The sequence below is a fragment of the Stenotrophomonas sp. TWI1149 genome, from assembly GCF_039673155.1.
In the GTDB taxonomy this organism is placed as follows: Bacteria; Pseudomonadota; Gammaproteobacteria; order Xanthomonadales; family Xanthomonadaceae; genus Stenotrophomonas; species Stenotrophomonas maltophilia_AA.
On the sequence record NZ_JBDJLB010000009.1, the window covers coordinates 125,482 to 145,443 of the forward strand.

Here is a 19,962-nt window from a genome sequence, read left to right on the forward strand (position 1 = left end):
CCGGCGTGCTCCTGCGCAGGGAATGATCGGGTTGGAGAGGTGTCATGCGCGTTCTAGTCCTTGGCAGCGGTGTGATCGGCACGACCAGTGCCTGGTACCTGCGGCAGGCCGGGTTTGAAGTCACGGTCGTCGACCGCCAGCCCGGTCCGGCGCTGGAAACCAGTTTCGCCAACGCAGGCCAGCTGTCGTTCGGCTATACCTCGCCGTGGGCGGCCCCGGGCGTGCCGCTCAAGGCGGTCAAGTGGCTGTTCTCCGAACACGCGCCGCTGGCGATCCGCCCGGGCCTGGACTGGCACCAGTACCGCTGGCTGGCGCAGATGCTGCGCAACTGCACGCACGAGCGCTACGCGATCAACAAGGCGCGCATGGTGCGCATGTCCGAGTACAGCCGCGACTGCCTCAACGAACTCCGCCGCGAGACCGGCATCGAGTTCGAAGGCCGCGACCTGGGCACCACCCAGCTGTTCCGTACCCAGCAGCAGCTGGATGCCTCCGCGCAGGACATCGAGGTGCTGGCGCAGTACGGCGTGCCCTATCAGGTGCTCGACCGCGACGGCATCATCGCCCACGAACCGGCGCTGGCCGGCGTGGCCGACACGCTCGTCGGCGCGCTGCGCCTGCCGCGCGACCAGACCGGCGACTGCCAGCTGTTCACCCGCCGCCTGGCGCAGATGTGTGTCGATGCCGGGGTCGAATTCCGCTTCGACCAGGACATCGCCGGCCTGCAGAGCGACGGCGACCGCATCACCGGTGTGCGCATCGACGGCAAGCTGGAAACCGCCGATCGCTACGTGGTCGCGCTCGGCAGCTATTCGCCGTCGCTGGTCGCGCCGCTGGGCATGCAGCTGCCGGTGTACCCGCTCAAGGGTTACTCGCTGACGCTGCCGATCACCGACCCGGCGATGGCCCCGACCTCGACCATCCTGGACGAAAGCTACAAGGTGGCCGTGACCCGCTTCGACGACCGCATCCGCGTGGGTGGCATGGCTGAAGTGGGCGGGTTCGACCTGTCGCTCTCGCCGCGCCGCCGCGCCACGCTGGAGAAGGTCGTGCGCGATCTGTACCCGCACGGCGGCGATCTGTCGCGCGCCGAGTTCTGGACCGGGCTGCGGCCGGCCACGCCGGATGGCACGCCCGTGGTCGGCGCCACGCCGTATCGCAACCTGTTCCTCAATACCGGCCACGGCACCCTGGGCTGGACCATGGCGTGCGGCTCCGGCCGCTACCTGGCCGACCTGATGGATGCCCGCCAGCCGCAGATCAGCACCGAAGGCCTGGATATCTTCCGTTACACCCACCACGCCGCGTCCGTCCGTCACCGTGAGTCGAGTTCATGCGCCCAGCCCGTGCGTTGATTGATCTGGACGCGCTGCGCGGCAACTACCGGCTGGCACGCGAACTGGGGGGCGGCAAGGCCGTTGCAGTGATCAAGGCCGATGCCTACGGCCACGGTGCGGTGCGCTGCGCCCGTGCGCTGCAGGCCGAGGCCGATGCGTTCGGCGTGGCCTGCATCGAGGAAGCGCTGGAACTGCGGGCGGCGGGCATCACCGGTCCGATCCTGCTGTTGGAAGGCTTCTTCGACGCCGATGAGCTGCCGCTGATCGTCGAACACGATCTGTGGTTCGCGGTCGGCGCGCCGTGGCAGGTCGAGGCGGTCGCCGCGTTCCAGACCACCGCCACGCTCACCGTGTGGTTGAAGCTGGACAGCGGCATGCATCGCCTGGGCCTGTGGCCGGACGAGTTCCGCGCCGCGCATGCCACGCTGAGCACGCTGGCGCATGTCGGGCCGATGGTGCTGATGACCCACATGGCGCGTGCCGACGAACTGGACAGCCCGCGCACCCGCGAGCAGGCCGACGTGTTTGCCGCCGCCATCGAGGGTCTGGCCGGGCAGACCAGCCTGTGCAATTCGCCCGCGCTGCTGGGCTGGCCGGACGTGCGCAGCGACTGGGTCCGTCCGGGCCTGATGCTGTACGGGATCAACCCGATGCCGGCGCACACCGCGCTGACCGAGCGCCTGCGCCCGGTCATGACCATGCGCTCGAAAATCTTCGCGGTGCGCGATATCGCGGTGGGCGAGCCGGTCGGCTACGGCGCGCGGTTCGTCGCGCAGCGGCCGACCCGGGTCGGCGTGGTCGCCCTCGGCTATGCCGATGGCTACCCGCAGTTCGCGCCGAACGGCACGCCCGTGCGCATCGATGACCAGCCCGGCATCGTGATCGGTCGGGTCTCGATGGACATGCTCACCGTCGACCTCACCCACCTGCCGCAGGCGGGTATCGGCAGCACGGTGACGCTGTGGGGCGATGCCCCGCGCATCGAGGCGCTGGCACCGCTGTGCGGCGTCAGTGCCTACCAGCTGCCGTGCGGCGTGAAGCGGGTCGTGCGCGAGTACGTCGGCGGCTGAGGGAGGGCTCAGGTACTGGCGGTGGCCTGGTTGCGCAGCTCGCGCCGGATCCAGTCATCCAGCAGGCGCTTCTCGTAGCGCAGCGGATCGGTGTCGCTCTGCCGGCCGATGTTGTGCAGGTAGCCGGTGTCCTGCAGCTTGCGCTCGCCTTCGCCGATCACCTGGCCCTGCGCATCCTTGAGGGTGTAGGTCAGCGACACGCGCGGCGGATAGATGTCGCGCATCACCCGGATGTCGTTGGAGCGCGGGCCGTGCCACGGCTCGTAATCACCGGCGCGTTTGATGTCGGTAAACGTCACGTCCAGCGTCTGGCCAGGCTGCAGCTCCTTGCCGGCGGTGGTCTGGACGTACTTGGCCAGCTGCTGCACCCAGTCGCCGCGTTCGGCTTCGAAGCGGTTGTTGCTCTGGCGGATTTCAGTGAACTGCGCCGGGTCGGTCCAGGTCACCTGGACCGGGCCCTCGGCCTGGAGCGCGCGTGGGGCCTGCGGGTCGGTCACGGTGCGCGGGGCGGCGGAGGCACTGCCGACGAGCAGCAGGCCAGCCAGCGCGCCGGCGATCAGGGATGTGCGGTTCATGACAACTCCTGGGTCGCGATCACAAGTGGGATCAGGTGCCCAGTGTGATCCCGATCCGGGTGGCCCACAATGCAGGCGTGTATGCTCCGCCTCTGCGGTTGGCGCCAATTCACCCAGGCCTGCCCCCGACCCTCGGCGCTTGACGCTGCGAATACGCGCGTTGGCCGATCCTGTCCTCCTCTGTTTCGCCAGTTGCCTCATTGAAGCCCTTGCCCAGCCTGCCCACTTCGACGTTGGAACGCGCCTCTTTCCTGGCTTCATCGCCGGATCCGGCCCTGTATCGCACGGTACTTGAACGCCTGAATGCGGGGTTCTGCATCATCGAAGTGATCTTCGATGACGCGGGTGTCGGCGTTGACTACCGGTTCGTCGAGGTAAACGAGGCGTTTGCCCGTAACACCGGGCTCGACAACGCCTGTGGCCAGCGGATGAGCAGCCTGCAGCCCGGGCATGAGCAGGATTGGTACCGTGTCTATGGCGAGGTGGCACTGAGCGGCCAGGCCAGGCAGTTCGAGATGGAAGCACGCGCCTTGAACCGGTGGTACTCGGTCGAGGCGGTCAGGGTGGGCGAGCCCGGCGAGCATCTGGTGGCCGTGGTGTTCTTCGACATCACCAACCGCAAGCACATCGAAGTGGAGCTGGCCGAAAGCGAGGCGCGCTTCAGTGCGCTGGCCGATGGCCTGCCGATGCCGGTCTGGGTGCTGGATGAGCGCGGCCATTCGCGCTTCGTCAACAGCGCTTTCAGTGAGTTCTTTGGCGGCGATGAGCAGCGCGTGCCGGATGATGTCTGGCGTGGGCTGGTGCATCCCGATGATGCCTCGGTGTTCGATTACGAACTGCAGGAAGCGCTGAAGTCGCAGCGCTCCATGCATGCGCTGGTCCGCGGCCGCCGCGCCGATGGCCAGTGGCGCTGGCTGGAAATGAATGCGCGTCCGCGCTTCTCGCGGATGGGCCGTTTCATCGGCCTGGCCGGCAGCAGTCCGGACGTGACCGAGCGCCGCGAGATCGAAATGGCGCGCGAGGAACTGCTGCAGTCCGAACGCGCCGCACGCAGCGCTGCCGAGAACATGGCGCGCTTGAAGGATGAGTTCCTGGCCACGCTGTCGCACGAGCTGCGCACGCCGCTGACCACCATCCTGGGCTGGAGCGAACTGCTGCTGCAGCGCATCGACAACACCAGCCCGATGTACAAGGGACTGGGCGTGATCGCCAACAGTGCGATGGCGCAGAAACGCCTGATCTCGGACATGCTGGACCTGAGCAGCATGCTGCTGGGCAAGGTCCAGCTGGAAGTGGAGATGCTGGATCTGCGTGCGCAGCTGGAAGAAGCGATGCGCGCGCAGGAGCTGGTCGCCGAAGGCAAAGCGCTCTCGATGGAACTGGTGATGCCCGACGAGCCCTGCCTGGTGCTCGGCGATGCCACGCGCCTGCAGCAGGTGCTGTGGAACCTGCTCTCCAACGCGATCAAGTTCACCCCCGCCGAAGGGCGCGTGATCCTGACCCTGGCCGCCGACGGTGGGCAGTGGTCGATCACCGTGACCGATTCCGGCGACGGTATCGCACCGGAATTCCTGCGCCATCTGTTCAGCCGCTTCCGCCAGGCCGACGGCACCACTACGCGCCGCCACGGCGGGTTGGGGCTGGGGCTGGCGATCGTGCAGCAGCTGGTCGAACTGCATGGCGGCGTGGTCGCGGCCAGCAGCGAGGGCCACGGGCAGGGGGCGAGCTTCAACGTGCGCCTGCCGCGCTATCAGCCACAGGCTGACGGTCGTCCGCTGCGCGAAGTGTTCAGTGGCCCGATCACCGAGCAGATCATCGAACCGTATCCGCTCAAGGGCCTGCACCTGCTGGCCGTGGAAGACCAGCCCGAAGTGCTGGAGTACCTGCGGCGGCTGCTGGAGGAACAGGGTGCCTCGGTCACCACGGCCTCCTCGGCCGGGGAAGCGCTGGCCCTGCTCAACGAGAACGGGCATGAGGGCATCGACGCGCTGCTGACCGATATCGGCATGCCGGGCATGGATGGCTACGGGCTGGTCCGCACGCTGCGCGACAACATGGGGGTCGAGCCTGATGCGCTGCCCGCCGTGGCGGTGACCGCGCTGGCGCGTGCCGACGATCGCAAGCGCGCTCTCGCGTCGGGCTTCCAGGAACATGTGGCCAAGCCGTATTCGGTGGCCCAGCTGGTCGCCGCTGTGCGCGGCGTGCTTGGCGGGCGCTGAGCGTCCGCCGTTGGCGGTGTGTTGACGCCGCCACGGGCACACTGAGGCGTACGCCACAGGAGTTGCCATGTCCCGTTACGCCCCCCGCATCCACACCGATCCGGCCGCCATCGCGGCCCTGGAAGCGCTGCTGCCGCAGCTGCATGGCCAGACCCAGGTCGAACTCACGCTTGACGATGGCAGCCGCCTGCTCGGCACCGTTGCCGTGCAGCCGACGCTGCAGCAGTACCGCGACGCCGACGAGAACGAAGGCAGCAATGGCCAGCTGCGGCTGGACGATCTGGACACCCCGGTGCAGCAGCACGTGGTGTGGCTGGACCAGATCAAGGCCATCCGGCAGCTGCCCTACCGCGAGTGATCGCGGTGGGCAGGCGCGCCGCCAGAGACGGGATCAGTGGATGAATTCGCTGGGTTCGGCCTCGAAACGGCGCGCGTAGGCCCGCTCATCGGCAATCCGGGCCACTTCTTCATCGGCCAGGTCCGGGGCGCCATAGACCGCATAGGCCACGCTGCCGTCGGCCGTTTTGCCGACCTGGTGGAGCCGGTAGCGCGAATGGCCGCCGCCAGTGTCTTCGGGGTAATGCACCGGTGGTTGGCTGCCCTCCATGTCCATCTCGCTGTTGTCGACTACGCCACCGACGAACAATGCACGCATGAGCCATCTCCACGGGAAGTGAGGCTCCACCCTGCCGGTTTGGATGTTGTCAGGGCATCAACAGGACGTTGAATAAACGCAAATCCGGGTGGGGCGGGGCGAACCGGTAGAATGGCGGCCTCTTTCAAGATGTGCCCCCCGCATGGCTGCCCAGCACGACGCTCCCCTGGAAACCCTGTTCCTGCCGTTCGCCAGTGGCGTGCTGTCCTGGCCCGCCGGCCCCGTGCTGTTCCTGCGCGCCCGCGATGGCGCCCCGCTGCGCGAGCACGCCCAGCCGGCCCAGCTGGTCTGCGAGCAGAGCTTCCGCCCGTTCGCCGATGCGCTGGAAGCCAGTGGCTGGACGGTGCGCGACGAACAGCCGCTGGCCACCGATGCCACCCGCTACGCGGTGGTGCTGGTGCTGCCGCCGCGCCAGCGTGAGGAAGCCAAGGCCCTGTTCGCCCGCGCGCTGGCCCTGGCCGCCCCGGGCGGCATCGTGGTGGCCTGCCAGCACAACAACGAAGGAGCGCGCTCCGGCGAAGGCGACCTGCAGCAGCTGGCCGGCCTGGGCGGCAAGCTGACCAAGAACCACTGCCGCGCCTACTGGACCGCCCCGCTCAACGGCCAGCACGACGCCGCGCTGGCGCAGCGCTGGGCGTCGCTGGACGCGCCGCGCGCGATCCTGGGCGGCCGCTTCCAGAGCCGCCCGGGCATTTTCGCCTGGGACCGCATCGACCCGGCCTCGGCCCTGCTGGTCGAGCAGCTGCCGGCCGATCTGGCCGGCCGTGGCGCCGACCTGGGCGCCGGCTTCGGCTATCTGTCCGCCGAAGTGCTGGCGCGCTGCCCGAACGTGACCGCGCTGGACCTGTACGAGGCCGAAGGCCGCGCGCTGGCGCTGGCCCGCGAGAACCTCGGCGCGCTCGGCAAGCCGGCGGCGCTGGCCTACCACTGGCAGGACGTCACCGCCGGGATCGACGGCGAGTACGACTTCATCGTGACCAACCCGCCGTTCCACACCCCGTCCCGCGCCGACCGTCCCGACATCGGCCAGCGCTTCATCGCCGTGGCCGCGCAGGCGCTGCGCCCGGGCGGCCGGATGTGGCTGGTGGCCAACCGCCACCTGCCGTACGAGCAGATCCTCAACGAGAGCTTCGGCCAGGTCCGCGTGGCCGCCGAGCGCGATGGCTTCAAGCTGATCGAAGCGACCAAGGCCAGCAAGAACGCCACGCCGGTCCGGACGCCGCGCAGCACCGAGCCGAAGTGGGGCCGCGGAGGCCGCGCATGAAGCTGGTCAAGCTGTTGGCCAACCTCGGTTATGGCAGCCGCAAGCAGGTGCAGGGGATGTTCCGCGCCGGCCTGATCACCGATGCCGAGGGCGAGGTGCTGTACGCCGACGACGCGGTCGCGCATGAGGCGATCCGGGTCGAGGGCGAGCCGCTGGACTCGCCGCAGGGCCTGACCCTGCTGCTGCACAAACCGCGCGGCTATACCTGCTCGACCAAGGACAAGGGCCGGCTGATCTACGACCTGCTGCCGCCGCGCTATCGCGACCGTGCGCCGGTGCTGTCCTCGGTGGGGCGGCTGGACCGCGATACCAGCGGGATGCTGCTGATGACCGACGACGGCGCGCTGCTGCACCGGATCGTGTCGCCGAAGTCGCGCCTGGACAAGGCCTACGAGGTCACTCTGGCCGAAGACCTGCGCGGCGATGAAACCGCGCGCTTCGCCAGCGGCACGCTGCTGCTGGAATCGGATGACAAGCCGCTGCTGCCGGCCGAGCTGCACGTCAACGGGCCGCGCCAGGCGCAGCTGGTGCTGCATGAAGGCCGCTACCACCAGGCCCGCCGCATGTTCGCGGCGGTCGGCAACCACGTCGAGGCACTGCACCGCAGCCGCATCGGCGGGCTCTCGCTGGGCGGGCTGCCGGAAGGCGAGTGGCGCATGCTGGATGCGGCCGATCTCGAGACGCTGTTCAACGTCCCATGACAGCCTTCGCCGCGCTGCCGTTCCTGCCCGACGCCGTCATCTTCGACATGGACGGCCTGATGATCGACAGCGAGCGGGTCTCGGTCGCGTGCTGGTCGCAGGCGGCGCAGGAACTGGCGCTGCCGTTCCCGGAGGGGTTCTGGCTGCGCATGGTGGGCCTGGGTGATCGCGATTGCGAACGCCTGCTGCTGCAGACGATGGATGCCGCGCAGGTCGCTGCGCTGTTCGCGCGCTGTCATGACCTGTACGAGGCGCGTACGCAGCAGGGGCTGCCGCTGCGTCCGGGCATCCTGGAAATCCTGCAGCTGCTGCACGAACACGGCATTCCGCGTGCGGTGGCGACCTCGACGCGGCAGCCGCGTGCCTCGCGCAAGCTGGCGGCGGCCGGGCTGCTGCCGTTCTTCGAGGTGGTGGTGACCAGCAGCGACGTGTCGCATCCCAAGCCGGCCCCGGACATCTATCTGCTGGCGGCGCAGAAGCTGGGCAAGGACCCGGCGCGCTGCCTGGCGCTGGAGGATTCCCCCGCCGGCATCCGCGCGGCGGTGGGTGCGGGTATGACCGCGATCCAGGTGCCGGACCTGGTGCATCCGGACGAGGAACTGCGCGCGCTGGGGCATCGCATCGTCGATTCGCTGCTGGATGCGCGGCAGTTGCTGGTGCCGTTGTTGCCGGTGACCGGCGCGCGGTAACGAACGCCGTCGCCCGTCTGGACCACGAAAAAGCCCGGCACATGGCCGGGCTTTTTCATGCGGATCCAGGCGCTGCTCAGATGCGGCTGAACACCAGCGCCGCATTCGTGCCGCCAAAGCCGAAGCTGTTGGACATCACGGTGTTCAGCTGTGCCGGCTGGGTCTGCTGCACGATCGGGAAGCCTTCGACCAGCGGATCCAGCTCGCCGATGTTGGCGGAGCCGGCGATGAAGCCGTCGCGCATCATCAGCAGGCAGTAGATCGCTTCGTGCACGCTTGCCGCGCCCAGCGAATGGCCGGACAGCGCCTTGGTCGAGGACAGCGGCGGAATGCTCTCGCCGAACACTTCACGCACGGCCTTCAGCTCGGTGACGTCGCCCAGCGGGGTCGAGGTGCCGTGCGTGTTGAGGTAGTCGATCGGGGCGGTGATGTGCTCCATCGCCATGTTCATGCAGCGCACCGCGCCTTCACCGGACGGGGCGACCATGTCGGCACCATCGGAGGTGACACCGTAGCCGACCAGCTCGGCATAGATGCGGGCACCACGGGCCACGGCGTGGTCGTAGTCTTCCAGCACCAGCATGCCGCCGCCACCGGCGATGACGAAGCCGTCGCGGTCCTTGTCGTACGGGCGCGAGGCCGAGGCGGGGGTCTCGTTGAAACGGGTCGACAGCGCGCCCATCGCATCGAACATCACGCTCATCGACCAGTGCAGGTCTTCACCGCCACCGGCGAACATCACGTCCTGCGCGCCATGACGGATCAGGTCCGCGGCGGCGCCGATGCAATGCGCCGAGGTGGCGCAGGCGGCCGACAGCGAGTAGCTCAGGCCCTTGATCTGGAACGCGGTGGCCAGGCAGGCCGATACCGTGGAGCACATCGTGCGCGGCACCATGTACGGGCCGACCTTGCGCACGCCACGCGCACGCAGGATGTCGGCCGATTCCACCTGCCACTGGCTGGAGCCACCGCCGGAGCCGGCGATCAGGCCGGTACGCGGATTAGCCACCTGTGCTTCATCCAGCCCGGCGTCGGCGATGGCGTCGCGCATGGCGATGTAGGCGTAGGCCGAGGCATCGCTCATGAAGCGCTTCACCTTGCGGTCGATCTGCGCGTCCAGGTCCAGCTCGATATTGCCGCCCACGTGGCTGCGCAGGCCGGCTTCGGCGTGATCGGGCAGGTGGCGGATGCCGGCGCGGCCTTCACGCAGTGCCGAGGACACGGTGTCCAGATCGTTGCCCAGGCACGAGGTGATGCCCATTCCGGTAATGACGACGCGACGCATCAGAAGTTCTCAGTGGAAGTGAACAGACCTACACGCAGGTCCTTGGCAGAATAGATTTCGCGACCGTCCACCAGCATGCGGGCATCGGACTGTGCCATCACCAGCTTGCGGTTGATGACGCGCGAGATGTCGATTTCGTAGGTGACGCGCTTGGCGCTCGGCAGCACCTGGCCGGTGAATTTGACTTCGCCGCAGCCCAGGGCGCGGCCACGGCCGGGCGCACCGATCCAGGTCAGGAAGAAGCCGGTCAGCTGCCACATGGCATCCAGGCCGAGGCAGCCGGGCATGACCGGGTCGCCGAGGAAGTGACAGTCGAAGAACCACAGGTCAGGGCGGATATCCAGTTCCGCGCGTACCATGCCTTTGCCATGGGGACCGCCGTCCTCGCGGATGTCGGTGATGCGATCAAACATCAGCATCGGATCATTGGGCAGGCGGCCGCTGCCCGGGCCGAACAGTTCACCGCGGGCGCTGGCCAGCAGCTGGTCGCGCGAGAACGCGTTGAGACGAGTCATGGAAAACGCAATCCTGAAGAAGTTGTCATCGGGGTGAGCCGACCACAGGTCGACTGCTCTTGCATGAAGCAAGTGCTCAAGAGTGCATGAGAAAAAGTGATTCAATCAAACGTTTTAACCGTACGCCGCCGTAGTGTTTTCAGGTTCAAAAACGCATGTCGTTGTTATCCAACAACCATACTGCGGCGTGTGGCTGTAATCTTGTTCATCTGAATCCGAGTGCCGACGCCCGTGTCCCGCCCCCGCAAGATCATTCACGTCGACATGGACGCCTTCTACGCGTCCGTGGAGCAGCGTGACGACCCTTCCTTGCGGGGCAAGCCGGTGGTCGTGGCGTGGCGGGGAATGCGCTCGGTCGTCTGCGCGGCGTCCTACGAGGCACGGGTGTTCGGGGTGCGTTCGGCGATGCCAGCGGTGCGCGCGGAGCGGCTGTGTCCGGATGCGGTGTTCGTGCCGCCGGATTTCGTGCGCTACAAGGCGGTCTCACGCCAGGTGCGCGAGATTTTCCTGCGGCATACGGACCTGGTGGAGCCGCTGTCGCTGGATGAGGCGTATCTGGATGTGACCGAACACAAGGGCGGGATGACGGTGGCGACGGAGATCGCGCAGATCATCCGTGCGCAGATCCGCGAGGAGACGCAGTTGACGGCCTCGGCGGGGATCGCGCCGAACAAGTTCCTGGCCAAGATCGCATCGGATTGGCGCAAGCCGGATGGGCAGTTCGTGGTGCCGCCGCATCGTATCGAGCAGTTCCTGACGCCGCTGCCGGTGAACCGTGTGCCGGGCGTGGGCAAGGTGATGGCGGCGAAGCTGGCGGAGCTGGGCGTGGCCACGGTGGGCGATCTGCGTACGCTGCCGCTGGAGGAACTGGAGGCGCGGTTCGGGACGTTCGGGGGACGGTTGTTCAATCGTGCGCGCGGCGTGGATGAGCGGCCGGTGGAGCCGGACCAGCCGGTGCAGTCGATTTCGTCGGAGGATACGTTCGCGGAGGATCTGTTGCTGGAGGATCTGGCGCCGGCGATCGTGCAGTTGGCGGAGAAGACCTGGCAGGCGACGCGGAAGACGGACCGGGTGGGGCATACGGTGGTGTTGAAGTTGAAGACGTCGCAGTTCCGGATCATTACGCGCAGTTTTACGCCGGAGTCGCCGCCGGATTCGTTGGAGGAGCTGCGGGAGATTGCGTTGGGGTTGCGGGCGCGGGTGGAGTTGCCGTTGGAGACGCGGTATCGGTTGGTGGGGGTGGGGTTGGGGGGATTCCGGGAGCGGGAGGTGGTGCGCCAGCCGGGGTTGTTTGATTACCTGGGTGATGGCTGACGGTTTTTCTGTTTGCGGTGACGGCAACGGCAACGTCAACGTCAACGTCAACGTCAACGTCAACGGCTGATGCGTTGGTGTCTGGGTGATGAGGATTTGGGACGACGCGGGTGGGGTATCGGGACCCGCTGCAAGTACGTCCCTGTAAGCTCGTGTGTTGCCATCCATGGCAACACACGGTCCCGATACCCCACCCGCGCCGTCCCTCCGACACTGGGTCGGTGCGCAGAGGGGAAACGCGTCGTGCGTTTCGAATTTCGCGAATGACGTTTGGTTTCTACGGATGCGTCTTTACGGCCACTGCATTTCGCCCTTGGCTACTTTCGCGCTCAGTTCCAGTGAGCTCTCGCCAGCCAGGTTTGGATACCGTTTTTTCATGGCGGCGATCAGTGCGTTGGCATCTTTGCTGCGTGTGGTTTCTTCGTCGAAGGCGCGGATGTAGTCGGCGGTGAAATCCACTGCGCTGATGTCGAGGGGGGCATCGGCTGCGTAATGGCCGGGGATGACGCGGGTGGGCTTCAGTGCCTTGATGGTTGCCAGTGTCTGCAGCCAGTGCGCGTGCGATTGGGCGCTCTGGGTGTCGGCCATCCAGACGTGTTCGCCGGCGACGACCGGGATGCCGCCGAGGACGGTGTGGAGGGTGGGAATCCACAGGACGGTGCGGTCGGGGGTGGGGCCGGTGAGGCCGATGATCCTGATCGGCTGGCCTTCGAGGGTGAGGGTGTCGCCGTCGAGGGGTTTGGGGATGACGATGCGGGTGGGTTTGCCTGCGCCCATCTGCGGGCCCCAGTACGCGAGTTTGGCGGCCTGGGTGGCGTTGATGTGGGCAACGGTCGCGGGGGTGGCGAGGATGCGGGCGTCGGGGAAGGCGTCCTGCAGGGTGGCCAGGCCGAAGTAGTAGTCGGGGTCGCCGTGGCTGATGTAGATCGTGGTCAGCCGTTTGCCGGAATCACGGATGCGCTGGACGAGTTGCGCGGCATCGGTGGCGGCGAACTGGGCGTCGACGAGGATGGCGTCGTGGCGGCCGGTGATCAGGGTGGACGAGACCGCGAACAGGGCGTCGTCGCCGGGATGATAGGGCCGCACCGCGAGGGGAGCGGCCTGGGCCGGGGCGGTCGCGGCCGGGCGGGCGTGGCTGCTGGCCGGCGCGAGGGCGGTGAGGCCGGTGATCAGGGCCAGGCTGAGGGCGAGGGGGGCGCGGGAGAGCATGGACATGCGGTGGGTTCCATCCAGGGCCCCGGCGGGGAACGCCGGGGCGGGCAGGGCTCAGTACGCGACGGTGGCGATCTGGCGGAGGTACTGCGGGGTTTCGATCTCGCTGACGAAGGCGTCGGCGTAGTCGGCGTAGCTGATCCGGCTGTGGCCGTCATCGCCGACCAGGAAATTCCTGGCCTGGGTGCGGAAGCCGCCACGCTGCGGGCCCGGGCCGATTTCGGCGGCGGGGGAGTAGAAGGTCCAGTCGAGGTCGTCGACGGCGCGCAGCTGCGTCAGCGTTTCGCGGGCGGCCAGGGCGACCGGCTTGTAGGCGTCCGGGAAGCCCTCGGTGTCCACCAGCTGCACGCCGGGGGCGACGTCCAGGCTGCCGGCGCCACCGACCATGATGAAGCGGGGCACGCCGGCCTGGCGCGCAGCGGCGACCAGCGCGGCACTGGTGGTGGTCACCGTGGTGGGGGCATCGCCCGGGCGCGGGCCGAAGGCGCTGGCCAGGACGTCATGGCCGGCGATCACGGCGGCCAGCGCGTCGGTGTCATCCAGCGCGGCCACGGCCAGCTGGGCGCCGTCCAGTTCAGCCGGGAGGTCGGTCTCGCGACGCACGATGGCGGTGACCTGATGGCCGCGGGCGAGAGCCTGGCGGGCGATTTCACGGCCGATGTTGCCGGTGGCACCAACAAGCGCGATTTTCATGGGGAAGGTCCGTTGAGGAAGGAAGGCCAGCGTATGCCTCTGGAATCGAACGAAAAACCGCGTATAACGGCCTAATTTGTTGCACGGATCGATCAAATGGACCGGATGACCGCCATGAACGTGTTCGTCGAGGTCGCCGAGCGCGGCAGCCTGACGGCGGCGGCCGAGGCGCTGGAGATGTCGCGGGCGATGGTGACGCGCTATCTGGCCGAGGTGGAGCGCTGGCTGGGCGCGCGGCTGCTGCACCGGACCACGCGCCGGATCAGCCTGACCGGGCCGGGCGAGGCGGCGCTGCTGCGCTTCCGCCAGATGCTGGCGATCGGCGATGAGTTGCGCGGTGAGCTGGCCACCGACAACCCCGAGCCGCACGGGCTGCTGCGGGTCACTGCGAGTGTCTCGTTCGGGCAGATCCACCTGGCCGCGGCGGTAGCCGAGTTCGTCAAACGGCATCCACTGACGCGGGTCGAACTGCTCCTCGTCGATCGGGTGGTGAATCTGGTCGAAGAGCGCGTGGATATCGCCGTCCGCATTTCGCGCGCGATCGATCCGAGCCTGATCGCGCGGCCGTTGGCGCCGTGCCGTTCGGTGCTGTGCGCGGCGCCGGCGTACCTGGCCGAGCGCGGCACGCCGACCACGGCCGACGGCTTGGCGGCGCACAACTGCCTGACCCATCACTACGTCGGCAAGAGCGTGTGGCATCTGCAGCGCGACGGACGGAAGATCGCGGTGGCGGTGGGGGGCAACATCAGTGCCAATGAGGCGTCGCTGCTGCTCGAAGCGGTGCGCGCCGGTGCGGGTATCGCGATGTTGCCGACGTACCAGATCGCCCCGTTGCTGCGCAGTGGCGAACTGATCGAAGTGTTGCCGGATTACGAGGTCGAAGGGCTGGGCATCCACGCGGTATATGCGTCTCGCCGGCAGTTGCCGACGATCATGCGCAGCTTCCTGGATTTCCTGGTGGAGCGGTTCAGCAGTCCACGGTTCCTGGCGTCGCTCTGAGCGCCGGACGTCAACGGCGCATGAGCTGGAACGCGCAGGGCCGACCTTACAATGGCCTCCCCACGTCGTTGAAGTGAGTGTCCTCTTGTCTTATCCGTACCCGTTGGTGGTGTTCGATCTGGATGGCACGCTGGTGGACAGCGCTGCCGATATCGCCGAAGCGCTCAACCGCACGCTGCAGGACTGGCAGTTGCCGCGCGTGCCGGAGGCGACGGTGTTGACGTGGATCGGGGATGGCGTGCGGCGGCTGGTCGAGCAGGCGTTCTCCGCGGCCGGCAGTGATATCGATCTGGACAAGGTGATGCCGGGTTTCATGCGGCACTACGAAGCGTGCCTGTTGCGCAGCCCGCGTCTGTTCGATGGTGTCGCCGAAACGGTGGCTGCCTTGCGCGCACGTTCGGTGACGCTGGCGATCTGCACCAACAAGCCGTCGGCGCTGGTGGCGCCGTTGCTCCAGCACTTCGGTCTGCAGGACGCATTCGCGCTGGTGCTGGGCGGGGATTCACTGCGGGAGCGCAAGCCGAGTGGTGCGCCGTTGCGGCACATCGCGGCGCAGTTCGGCGTGGCCGTCGAGGCGGCCCTGATGGTGGGTGATTCGATTACCGATTACCGTGCCGCGGTGGATGCGGGCATGCCGGTGGCGCTGGTGCGGTATGGGTATCCGCGTGGGCTGGACCTGGATACCGTCGCGGCGGTTGCCGTGGTGGATGATCTGCGGGAACTGCTGGTGCTGTGACGCATCGAGGCGTGTGCCGACCAACGGTCGGCACCTACCTGGGCCGGGACGGCGGCGGTGCCGCCGTCCGGATGCCTTATTTCGGCTGGTAACGCACGCTCAGGCGGTACTCGCGGCCGGGCTGGTTGTACCAGGCGACGGTTTCGTACTCGCGATCGAACACGTTGCTGACCCGACCCAGCACCGACCAGTCGCGGGTCAGGGCGTATTCCAGACGCAGGTCGAGGGTGCCGTAGCCACCCAGGCGCACGCTGTTGGCCGCGTCGTCGTAGCGCTTGCCGGCGCCGTTGGCGGTGAGGCCGGCGCGGACGTCACCGAAGCGGCGATCCACGTCCAGGCGTGCCGTGTTCTGTGCGCGGCGCGCGAGCCAGTTGTCGAACTGCGCGCTGCCGTCGGTGCGGTTGCGCGGGTCGGTGTGGCTGAGCTGTGCGTTGAGGTCGAACCCGGCGACGGTGATCGCACCGGTCAGTTCGGCACCGCGGATGCGGGCCTTTTCGACCTGCGACATCATGAAGGTGGTCGCGTCGTAGGTGATCAGGTCATCGATGCGGGTTTCGTACACGTCCACGCCCCAGCGCCAGCCGTCGCCCTGCTGGGCGATGCCGACGTTCGCGCTCTTGGACTTCTCCGGATCCAGGGTCGGCACGCCGCTCCACGGGTCGTAGAGGTCGCTGAAGGTCGGCGCCTTGAACGCGGTGCCGTAGCTGGCGTTGAGGCGGAACCCGCTGCCCAGCTCCAGGCCCCAGCCGAGGCTGCCGGTGGTGTGGTTGCCGAACTGCTCGTTGTCGTCGTTGCGCACGCTGGCCTGCAGGTGGTGTGCGCCGAAGCGACCCTGGTACTGCACGAACACGCCGGTGTTGTCGCGGCTGTCGACCAGGTAACCGGCGCTGCTGCCGTCCAGGTTGTCCTGGCTCCAGTCCATGCCGGCGCTCAGCAGCTGGCCCTCGGCGATGCCGATATCGGCCTGCACCGAGGCGCTGTCGCGGTGGGTCTGCGCGTTGCCCAGCCAGGTGTCGTCGTTGAAGTTGTCCGATTCGTTGTCGGCGCGGCCGACATTCACGGTCAGGTTGAAGCGCTCGCTGGGCGTGTAGCGCAGCTTGCCGCCGAGCACCTGCTGCAGGGTCTCGGAGTAGTTGTAGTAACCGTCGTAATGGTTCTCGCCTTCGGCACGCAGCGCGGTGCCTTCCAGGCTCAGCGTATCGGTCAGCGCATAGCCGCCGCGCAGGCTCATCGACAGGTTGCGGTAGCCGTCGCGGTCGGGCTCATCGGCGCCGCACCCGGCGAACGGCGACACCGAGCCGCGGCAGGCGTTGATGCCATCGGTGTGCTGGTAGGCGATGTCGGTGCCGAACCAGCCACGCGCGCCACTGCCGCCGAAACCGCCGCTGGCCTCACGCAGGCCGTTGCTGCCACCACCGAGCTGCAGGTGCGGCGCGAACTGGCCGGCGTTGCGACGGGTGAAGATCTGGATCACGCCACCGATCGCATCGGCGCCGTACAGACTGGACTGCGGACCCCGCACGATTTCGATGCGCTCGATCTGCGCCAGCGGCAGGTCCTGGATCATGGCCAGGCCGAGGTCGCCGGTGTTGATGCGCACGCCATCGACCAGCACCAGGGTGTGGGCTGAATTGGTGCCGCGCAGGAACAGCGAGCTCTGCTTGCCCAGGCCACCGCTGTTGTTGAGGTTGATGCCGGCACGGCCGCGCAGCAGATCCTGCAGCGACGGCGCCTGGCTGCGCTCGATCTCGGCGCGGTCGATGACCTGTGCCGGCGAGATGCTGTCCTGCAGGGCGATCGGGGTGCGGGTGGCGGTGACCAGCACCTGGTCCAGTGCGGTGGCATCGTCCTGTGCGGACGCCAGCAAGGGCAGGGCCGACAGCACGGCCAGGGAAAGAACGCGGGTTTGCAGCTTCATCGATGACTCCATGCACCGCGCACGCCCGCGCGGCAAGGGGTGGGGATGATCGCGCTGCAGGGGCCATCGACGGTGGGCGGGCGCGCAGGCGCCGGCTTGCCGCCGCCATGCCCGCCGCATCGCAACCAGTCGTCTTCCAGGCCGGTCTCCGGGCTCGCGGGTCGATGGCGGTGCCATCGTGCCAGGCGCCTTCCCATGCCGGAGCACAGTGGCGTAGTGCCTGGTGTTTCCACGCTTACCGTTGCGGGGGCAGCGCCGGAGTGGCGGCGTGGCACAAAGCCTGACGCGTCACCGGCTTCCCGTTTCAACCTGGCGGCCTTGCAGCCCCGGGTCACCTGAAAGTGGGCGCAGTCTAAGCCATCGGCCGGGCCGGTGGAGCGCACCGGTTAGAATGCGCCTCGCTTTTTCGATGTGATCTCCATGACCCCAACGTGGTTGCAGCACCCCGGCACCGACGCCCGTGACCTTCACTGGCCGGCCGCAGCGGGCAGCAGAGGGGGGCGGGCATGATCCTCGACCTGATCCGCCATGCCAGCACCGGCCGCGACGATCATCTGGATGGCCGCACCGATCCGCCGCTGCACGAGGGCGCGACCGAGGCCATGTGCGCGCGCTATGCCGGGCTGTCCTGGCAGCGCGTGCTGTCCTCGCCGCGGCAGCGTGCACGCTCGAGCGCCGAGGCGCTGGCCGCTCTCCACGCGGTGGACGTGGAGGCCGACGAAGAATGGGAGGAACTCGACTTCGGCGACTGGGATGGCCTTGCCCTGGAGGCGCTGCCGATGGACGCGCTGTCGGCGTTCCATCTGGACCCGCACGCCAATCCACCGCCGCACGGGGAAAGCTGGGGCCATTTCGAGCGTCGCATCGCGCGTGGCCTGCATCGGTTGCTGGATGACCCGGACCCGGTGCCGACCCTGATCGTCAGTCATGGCGGGCCGCTGCGGATGGTGCTGTCGCAGGTGTGCGGTCTGCCGATGGCGATGTGCTGGGCGCTGCGCATCGATCACGGCACACGGCTGCGCCTGCGCGTGGAGCGCGAGGATGATCGGCTGTGGGGCGAACTGCTGGAGCTGCAGCAGGTGTGAAGCACGCGGATACCGACGGTATATCGGTGCCCGCGGATCAGCGGTTGTCGTCGTCGACCTCGAACGGCGGTGCTTCGTCGCCGTCATCGTCGCGATGCTCCACCGTGCGGTCATAGACCGGACCGGAGGCAGGGGGGGCCTTCTTCAGCGGCTGGTCGGCGATGATCGCTTCGTACTCGGCCACCAGCACAGCGCGGCGTGCCTCCGGCAGTTCCTGCCAGTGGCAGTCCTGCAGCGCGCCTTCCAGCGAGTAGAGCAGGTTCAAGCTGGGCTTGAAGCCAGCGCGGCGGACCTTGACGAAGGCACCGACCGCACCGACCGCCACCAGGTCTTCCGGCGTACGCAGACCGACCTGACGCAGCCAGGCTGCGCTCTTCGGGCCGATGTTGCGCAGCTTGACGCCACTCATCCCAGGGCCTCGACGAACACGGCGGCGATCGCTTCCAGACCGGCCTGGTCCTCGGCATCGAAGCGTGCCAGCGAGGGACTGTCCAGATCGAACACGCCGACCAGGTCACCGTTGTGGACCAGCGGCACGACCAGTTCCGAGCGCGAGGCCGAGTCGCAGGCAATGTGGCCCGGGAACGCGTCGACGTCTTCGATGCGCTGGGTCACGCGCTGCGAGGCCGCGGCGCCACACACGCCCTTGTCGAGCGGAATGCGGACGCAGGCCGGCAGGCCCTGGAACGGGCCGACGACCAGTTCCTTGCCGTCGAAGAAGTAGAAGCCCACCCAGTTCAGGTGCGGCAGGGCGTGGTAGACCAGCGCTGACAGGTTGGCCGCATTGGCGATGCGGTCGCGCTCGCCGTGCACTAGAGCGCGGGCCTGGGCCAGCAGCTGGCCGTACTGTTCCGGCTTGCTGCCGGTGAGCGTGGAAGTATCGAACATGGCCGCAGTCTACCAAGCTGCACGCCCGTCTGCGCCGGGCCCGACGGAACGCAGCGGACCGCGTGGCGGCGCTGCCGGGACGGCGGATAATGGCGCGTTTCCGCTTCCGGTCGTTCCCCCATGTCCCTGCCTGCGCCGCGCCCTGCCGCCGTGTTCGTCACCGGTACCGATACCGGCATCGGCAAGACCTTCAGCAGCTGCGTACTGCTGCATGCCCTGCGCCGCCACGGCGGCACCGCCGTGGGCATGAAGCCGGTCGCCAGCGGCTGCGAGCGCACGCCCGAGGGCCTGCGCAACGAGGATGCCACCGCCCTGCTGGCAGCCAGCGTGCCGGCGCCGGCATACGACGACCTCAACCCGTTCGCGCTGGAGCAGCCGCTGGCCCCGGAGATCGCCGCCGCGGAGGCGGGCGTGCAGCTGTCGCTGGCCCCGATCGAAGCGGCGTTCGCACGCCTGCGCGCCAGCGCCGATACGGTGGTGGTCGAGGGTGTGGGCGGCTGGCTGGCACCGCTGTCGGCCACGCTGGACCAGGGCGACCTGGTACATGCACTGGAGCTGCCGGTGGTGATGGTGGTCGGCCTGCGCCTGGGCTGCCTCAACCACGCGCGGCTCACCGCCGACGCGATCGCGGCCCAGGGCGCGCGCTGCATCGGCTGGATCGCCAACGAGGTGGATCCGACCATGGCACGACGGGATGAGAACATCGCGCTGCTCACCGCGCGGCTGTCGATGCCGTGCTGGGGGCGGCTGCCGTATGCGCCGGGCGCGGACCCGGCCAGCCTGGCCGACCGTCTGGTGTTCTGAGCG

General features: G+C 68.1%; 21 protein-coding genes and 1 riboswitch. Of the genes, 12 read left to right on the forward strand and 9 right to left on the reverse strand.

Translation table 11 applies throughout. From position 1 onward, the window contains the following. Positions 1-44 precede the first annotated feature (44 nt). Positions 45-1,355 (forward strand): D-amino acid dehydrogenase, encoded by a 1,311-nt coding sequence (locus ABE424_RS11975; protein WP_346489240.1) that lies wholly within the window; start codon positions 45-47, stop codon positions 1,353-1,355. Further along, the gene (gene alr / locus ABE424_RS11980) at positions 1,334-2,407 is read left to right on the forward strand and encodes an alanine racemase (protein ID WP_346491818.1); all 1,074 of its coding nucleotides are present in this window, start codon (positions 1,334-1,336) and stop codon (positions 2,405-2,407) included. Before ABE424_RS11975 ends, alr begins: the two co-directional genes overlap by 22 nt. Before the next feature lie 8 nt (positions 2,408-2,415). Here alr and ABE424_RS11985 read toward each other — a convergent pair whose 3' ends face one another. Continuing rightward, positions 2,416-2,982 carry a DUF3016 domain-containing protein gene (locus tag ABE424_RS11985; protein WP_346491819.1) on the reverse strand — a complete coding sequence of 189 codons (567 nt, stop codon included), beginning with the start codon at positions 2,980-2,982 and terminating at the stop codon, positions 2,416-2,418. 218 nt (positions 2,983-3,200) lie between these two features. On the opposite strand from ABE424_RS11985, the gene ABE424_RS11990 reads away from it, so the two are divergent. Continuing rightward, the gene (locus tag ABE424_RS11990; protein ID WP_241696610.1) at positions 3,201-5,201 is read left to right on the forward strand and encodes an ATP-binding protein; all 2,001 of its coding nucleotides are present in this window, start codon (positions 3,201-3,203) and stop codon (positions 5,199-5,201) included. Positions 5,202-5,268: 67 nt separating this feature from the next. Then, positions 5,269-5,559, forward strand: a complete 291-nt coding sequence (locus ABE424_RS11995) for a DUF3247 family protein (RefSeq protein WP_346491820.1) — start codon at positions 5,269-5,271, stop codon at positions 5,557-5,559. A gap of 33 nt (positions 5,560-5,592) precedes the next feature. Here the strand turns inward: ABE424_RS11995 and ABE424_RS12000 are convergent, their stop codons facing one another. Then, on the reverse strand, positions 5,593-5,856 hold the full coding sequence (locus ABE424_RS12000; RefSeq protein ID WP_123731285.1) for a hypothetical protein: 264 nt from the start codon (positions 5,854-5,856) through the stop codon (positions 5,593-5,595). Positions 5,857-5,998: 142 nt separating this feature from the next. On the opposite strand from ABE424_RS12000, the gene ABE424_RS12005 reads away from it, so the two are divergent. Genes ABE424_RS12005 through ABE424_RS12015 form a run of 3 tightly spaced genes read left to right on the forward strand, consistent with a single transcriptional unit; the run spans position 5,999 to position 8,510 of the window. Beyond that, a complete protein-coding gene (locus ABE424_RS12005; RefSeq protein ID WP_346491821.1) occupies positions 5,999-7,120 on the forward strand; it encodes a class I SAM-dependent methyltransferase in 1,122 nt (373 codons plus the stop codon). Continuing rightward, positions 7,117-7,821 carry a pseudouridine synthase gene (locus ABE424_RS12010; RefSeq protein WP_346491822.1) on the forward strand — a complete coding sequence of 235 codons (705 nt, stop codon included), beginning with the start codon at positions 7,117-7,119 and terminating at the stop codon, positions 7,819-7,821. The genes ABE424_RS12005 and ABE424_RS12010 overlap by 4 nt, the downstream gene beginning before the upstream one ends. Continuing rightward, positions 7,818-8,510, forward strand: a complete 693-nt coding sequence (locus tag ABE424_RS12015) for an HAD family phosphatase (RefSeq protein WP_346491823.1) — start codon at positions 7,818-7,820, stop codon at positions 8,508-8,510. The genes ABE424_RS12010 and ABE424_RS12015 overlap by 4 nt, the downstream gene beginning before the upstream one ends. Positions 8,511-8,586: 76 nt before the next feature. Here ABE424_RS12015 and fabB read toward each other — a convergent pair whose 3' ends face one another. Together fabB and fabA are read right to left on the reverse strand one after the other, a co-directional pair. Beyond that, positions 8,587-9,795 (reverse strand): beta-ketoacyl-ACP synthase I, encoded by a 1,209-nt coding sequence (gene fabB / locus ABE424_RS12020; RefSeq protein WP_176990647.1) that lies wholly within the window; start codon positions 9,793-9,795, stop codon positions 8,587-8,589. Beyond that, entirely contained in the window at positions 9,795-10,310 is a 516-nt protein-coding gene (gene fabA / locus ABE424_RS12025) for a 3-hydroxyacyl-[acyl-carrier-protein] dehydratase FabA (protein ID WP_070471641.1), read from the reverse strand. Before fabA ends, fabB begins: the two co-directional genes overlap by 1 nt. Before the next feature lie 231 nt (positions 10,311-10,541). On the opposite strand from fabA, the gene dinB reads away from it, so the two are divergent. After that, entirely contained in the window at positions 10,542-11,624 is a 1,083-nt protein-coding gene (gene dinB / locus ABE424_RS12030; protein ID WP_346491824.1) for a DNA polymerase IV, read from the forward strand. 291 nt (positions 11,625-11,915) lie between these two features. Here the strand turns inward: dinB and ABE424_RS12035 are convergent, their stop codons facing one another. Together ABE424_RS12035 and ABE424_RS12040 are read right to left on the reverse strand one after the other, a co-directional pair. Next, the gene (locus ABE424_RS12035) at positions 11,916-12,839 is read right to left on the reverse strand and encodes an MBL fold metallo-hydrolase (protein WP_346491825.1); all 924 of its coding nucleotides are present in this window, start codon (positions 12,837-12,839) and stop codon (positions 11,916-11,918) included. Between the two features lie 51 nt (positions 12,840-12,890). Next, positions 12,891-13,529, reverse strand: a complete 639-nt coding sequence (locus tag ABE424_RS12040) for an NAD(P)H-binding protein (RefSeq protein ID WP_346491826.1) — start codon at positions 13,527-13,529, stop codon at positions 12,891-12,893. A gap of 96 nt (positions 13,530-13,625) precedes the next feature. Between ABE424_RS12040 and ABE424_RS12045 the strand changes: the two genes are divergently transcribed. Then, complete coding sequence (locus ABE424_RS12045) at positions 13,626-14,528, forward strand: LysR family transcriptional regulator (RefSeq protein ID WP_346491827.1); 903 nt, start codon at positions 13,626-13,628, stop codon at positions 14,526-14,528. Positions 14,529-14,613: 85 nt separating this feature from the next. After that, a complete protein-coding gene (gene gph, locus ABE424_RS12050) occupies positions 14,614-15,264 on the forward strand; it encodes a phosphoglycolate phosphatase (RefSeq protein ID WP_346491828.1) in 651 nt (216 codons plus the stop codon). A gap of 76 nt (positions 15,265-15,340) precedes the next feature. Here the strand turns inward: gph and btuB are convergent, their stop codons facing one another. Further along, a complete protein-coding gene (gene btuB, locus ABE424_RS12055; protein ID WP_346491829.1) occupies positions 15,341-17,182 on the reverse strand; it encodes a TonB-dependent vitamin B12 receptor in 1,842 nt (613 codons plus the stop codon). A gap of 121 nt (positions 17,183-17,303) precedes the next feature. Then, positions 17,304-17,536: riboswitch (cobalamin riboswitch) on the reverse strand. Positions 17,537-17,688: 152 nt separating this feature from the next. On the opposite strand from btuB, the gene ABE424_RS12060 reads away from it, so the two are divergent. Further along, entirely contained in the window at positions 17,689-18,267 is a 579-nt protein-coding gene (locus tag ABE424_RS12060) for a histidine phosphatase family protein (protein ID WP_179461173.1), read from the forward strand. A gap of 37 nt (positions 18,268-18,304) precedes the next feature. Here ABE424_RS12060 and ABE424_RS12065 read toward each other — a convergent pair whose 3' ends face one another. Next, positions 18,305-18,676: a TfoX/Sxy family protein gene (locus ABE424_RS12065; protein ID WP_346478379.1), complete on the reverse strand. Its 372-nt coding sequence runs from the start codon at positions 18,674-18,676 to the stop codon at positions 18,305-18,307. Next, positions 18,673-19,155 (reverse strand): GAF domain-containing protein, encoded by a 483-nt coding sequence (locus tag ABE424_RS12070; RefSeq protein ID WP_088432024.1) that lies wholly within the window; start codon positions 19,153-19,155, stop codon positions 18,673-18,675. The genes ABE424_RS12065 and ABE424_RS12070 overlap by 4 nt, the downstream gene beginning before the upstream one ends. 120 nt (positions 19,156-19,275) lie before the next feature. Here ABE424_RS12070 and bioD point away from each other — a divergent pair, with 120 nt between their 5' ends. Continuing rightward, positions 19,276-19,959 (forward strand): dethiobiotin synthase, encoded by a 684-nt coding sequence (gene bioD / locus ABE424_RS12075; RefSeq protein WP_346491830.1) that lies wholly within the window; start codon positions 19,276-19,278, stop codon positions 19,957-19,959. Positions 19,960-19,962 lie beyond the last annotated feature (3 nt).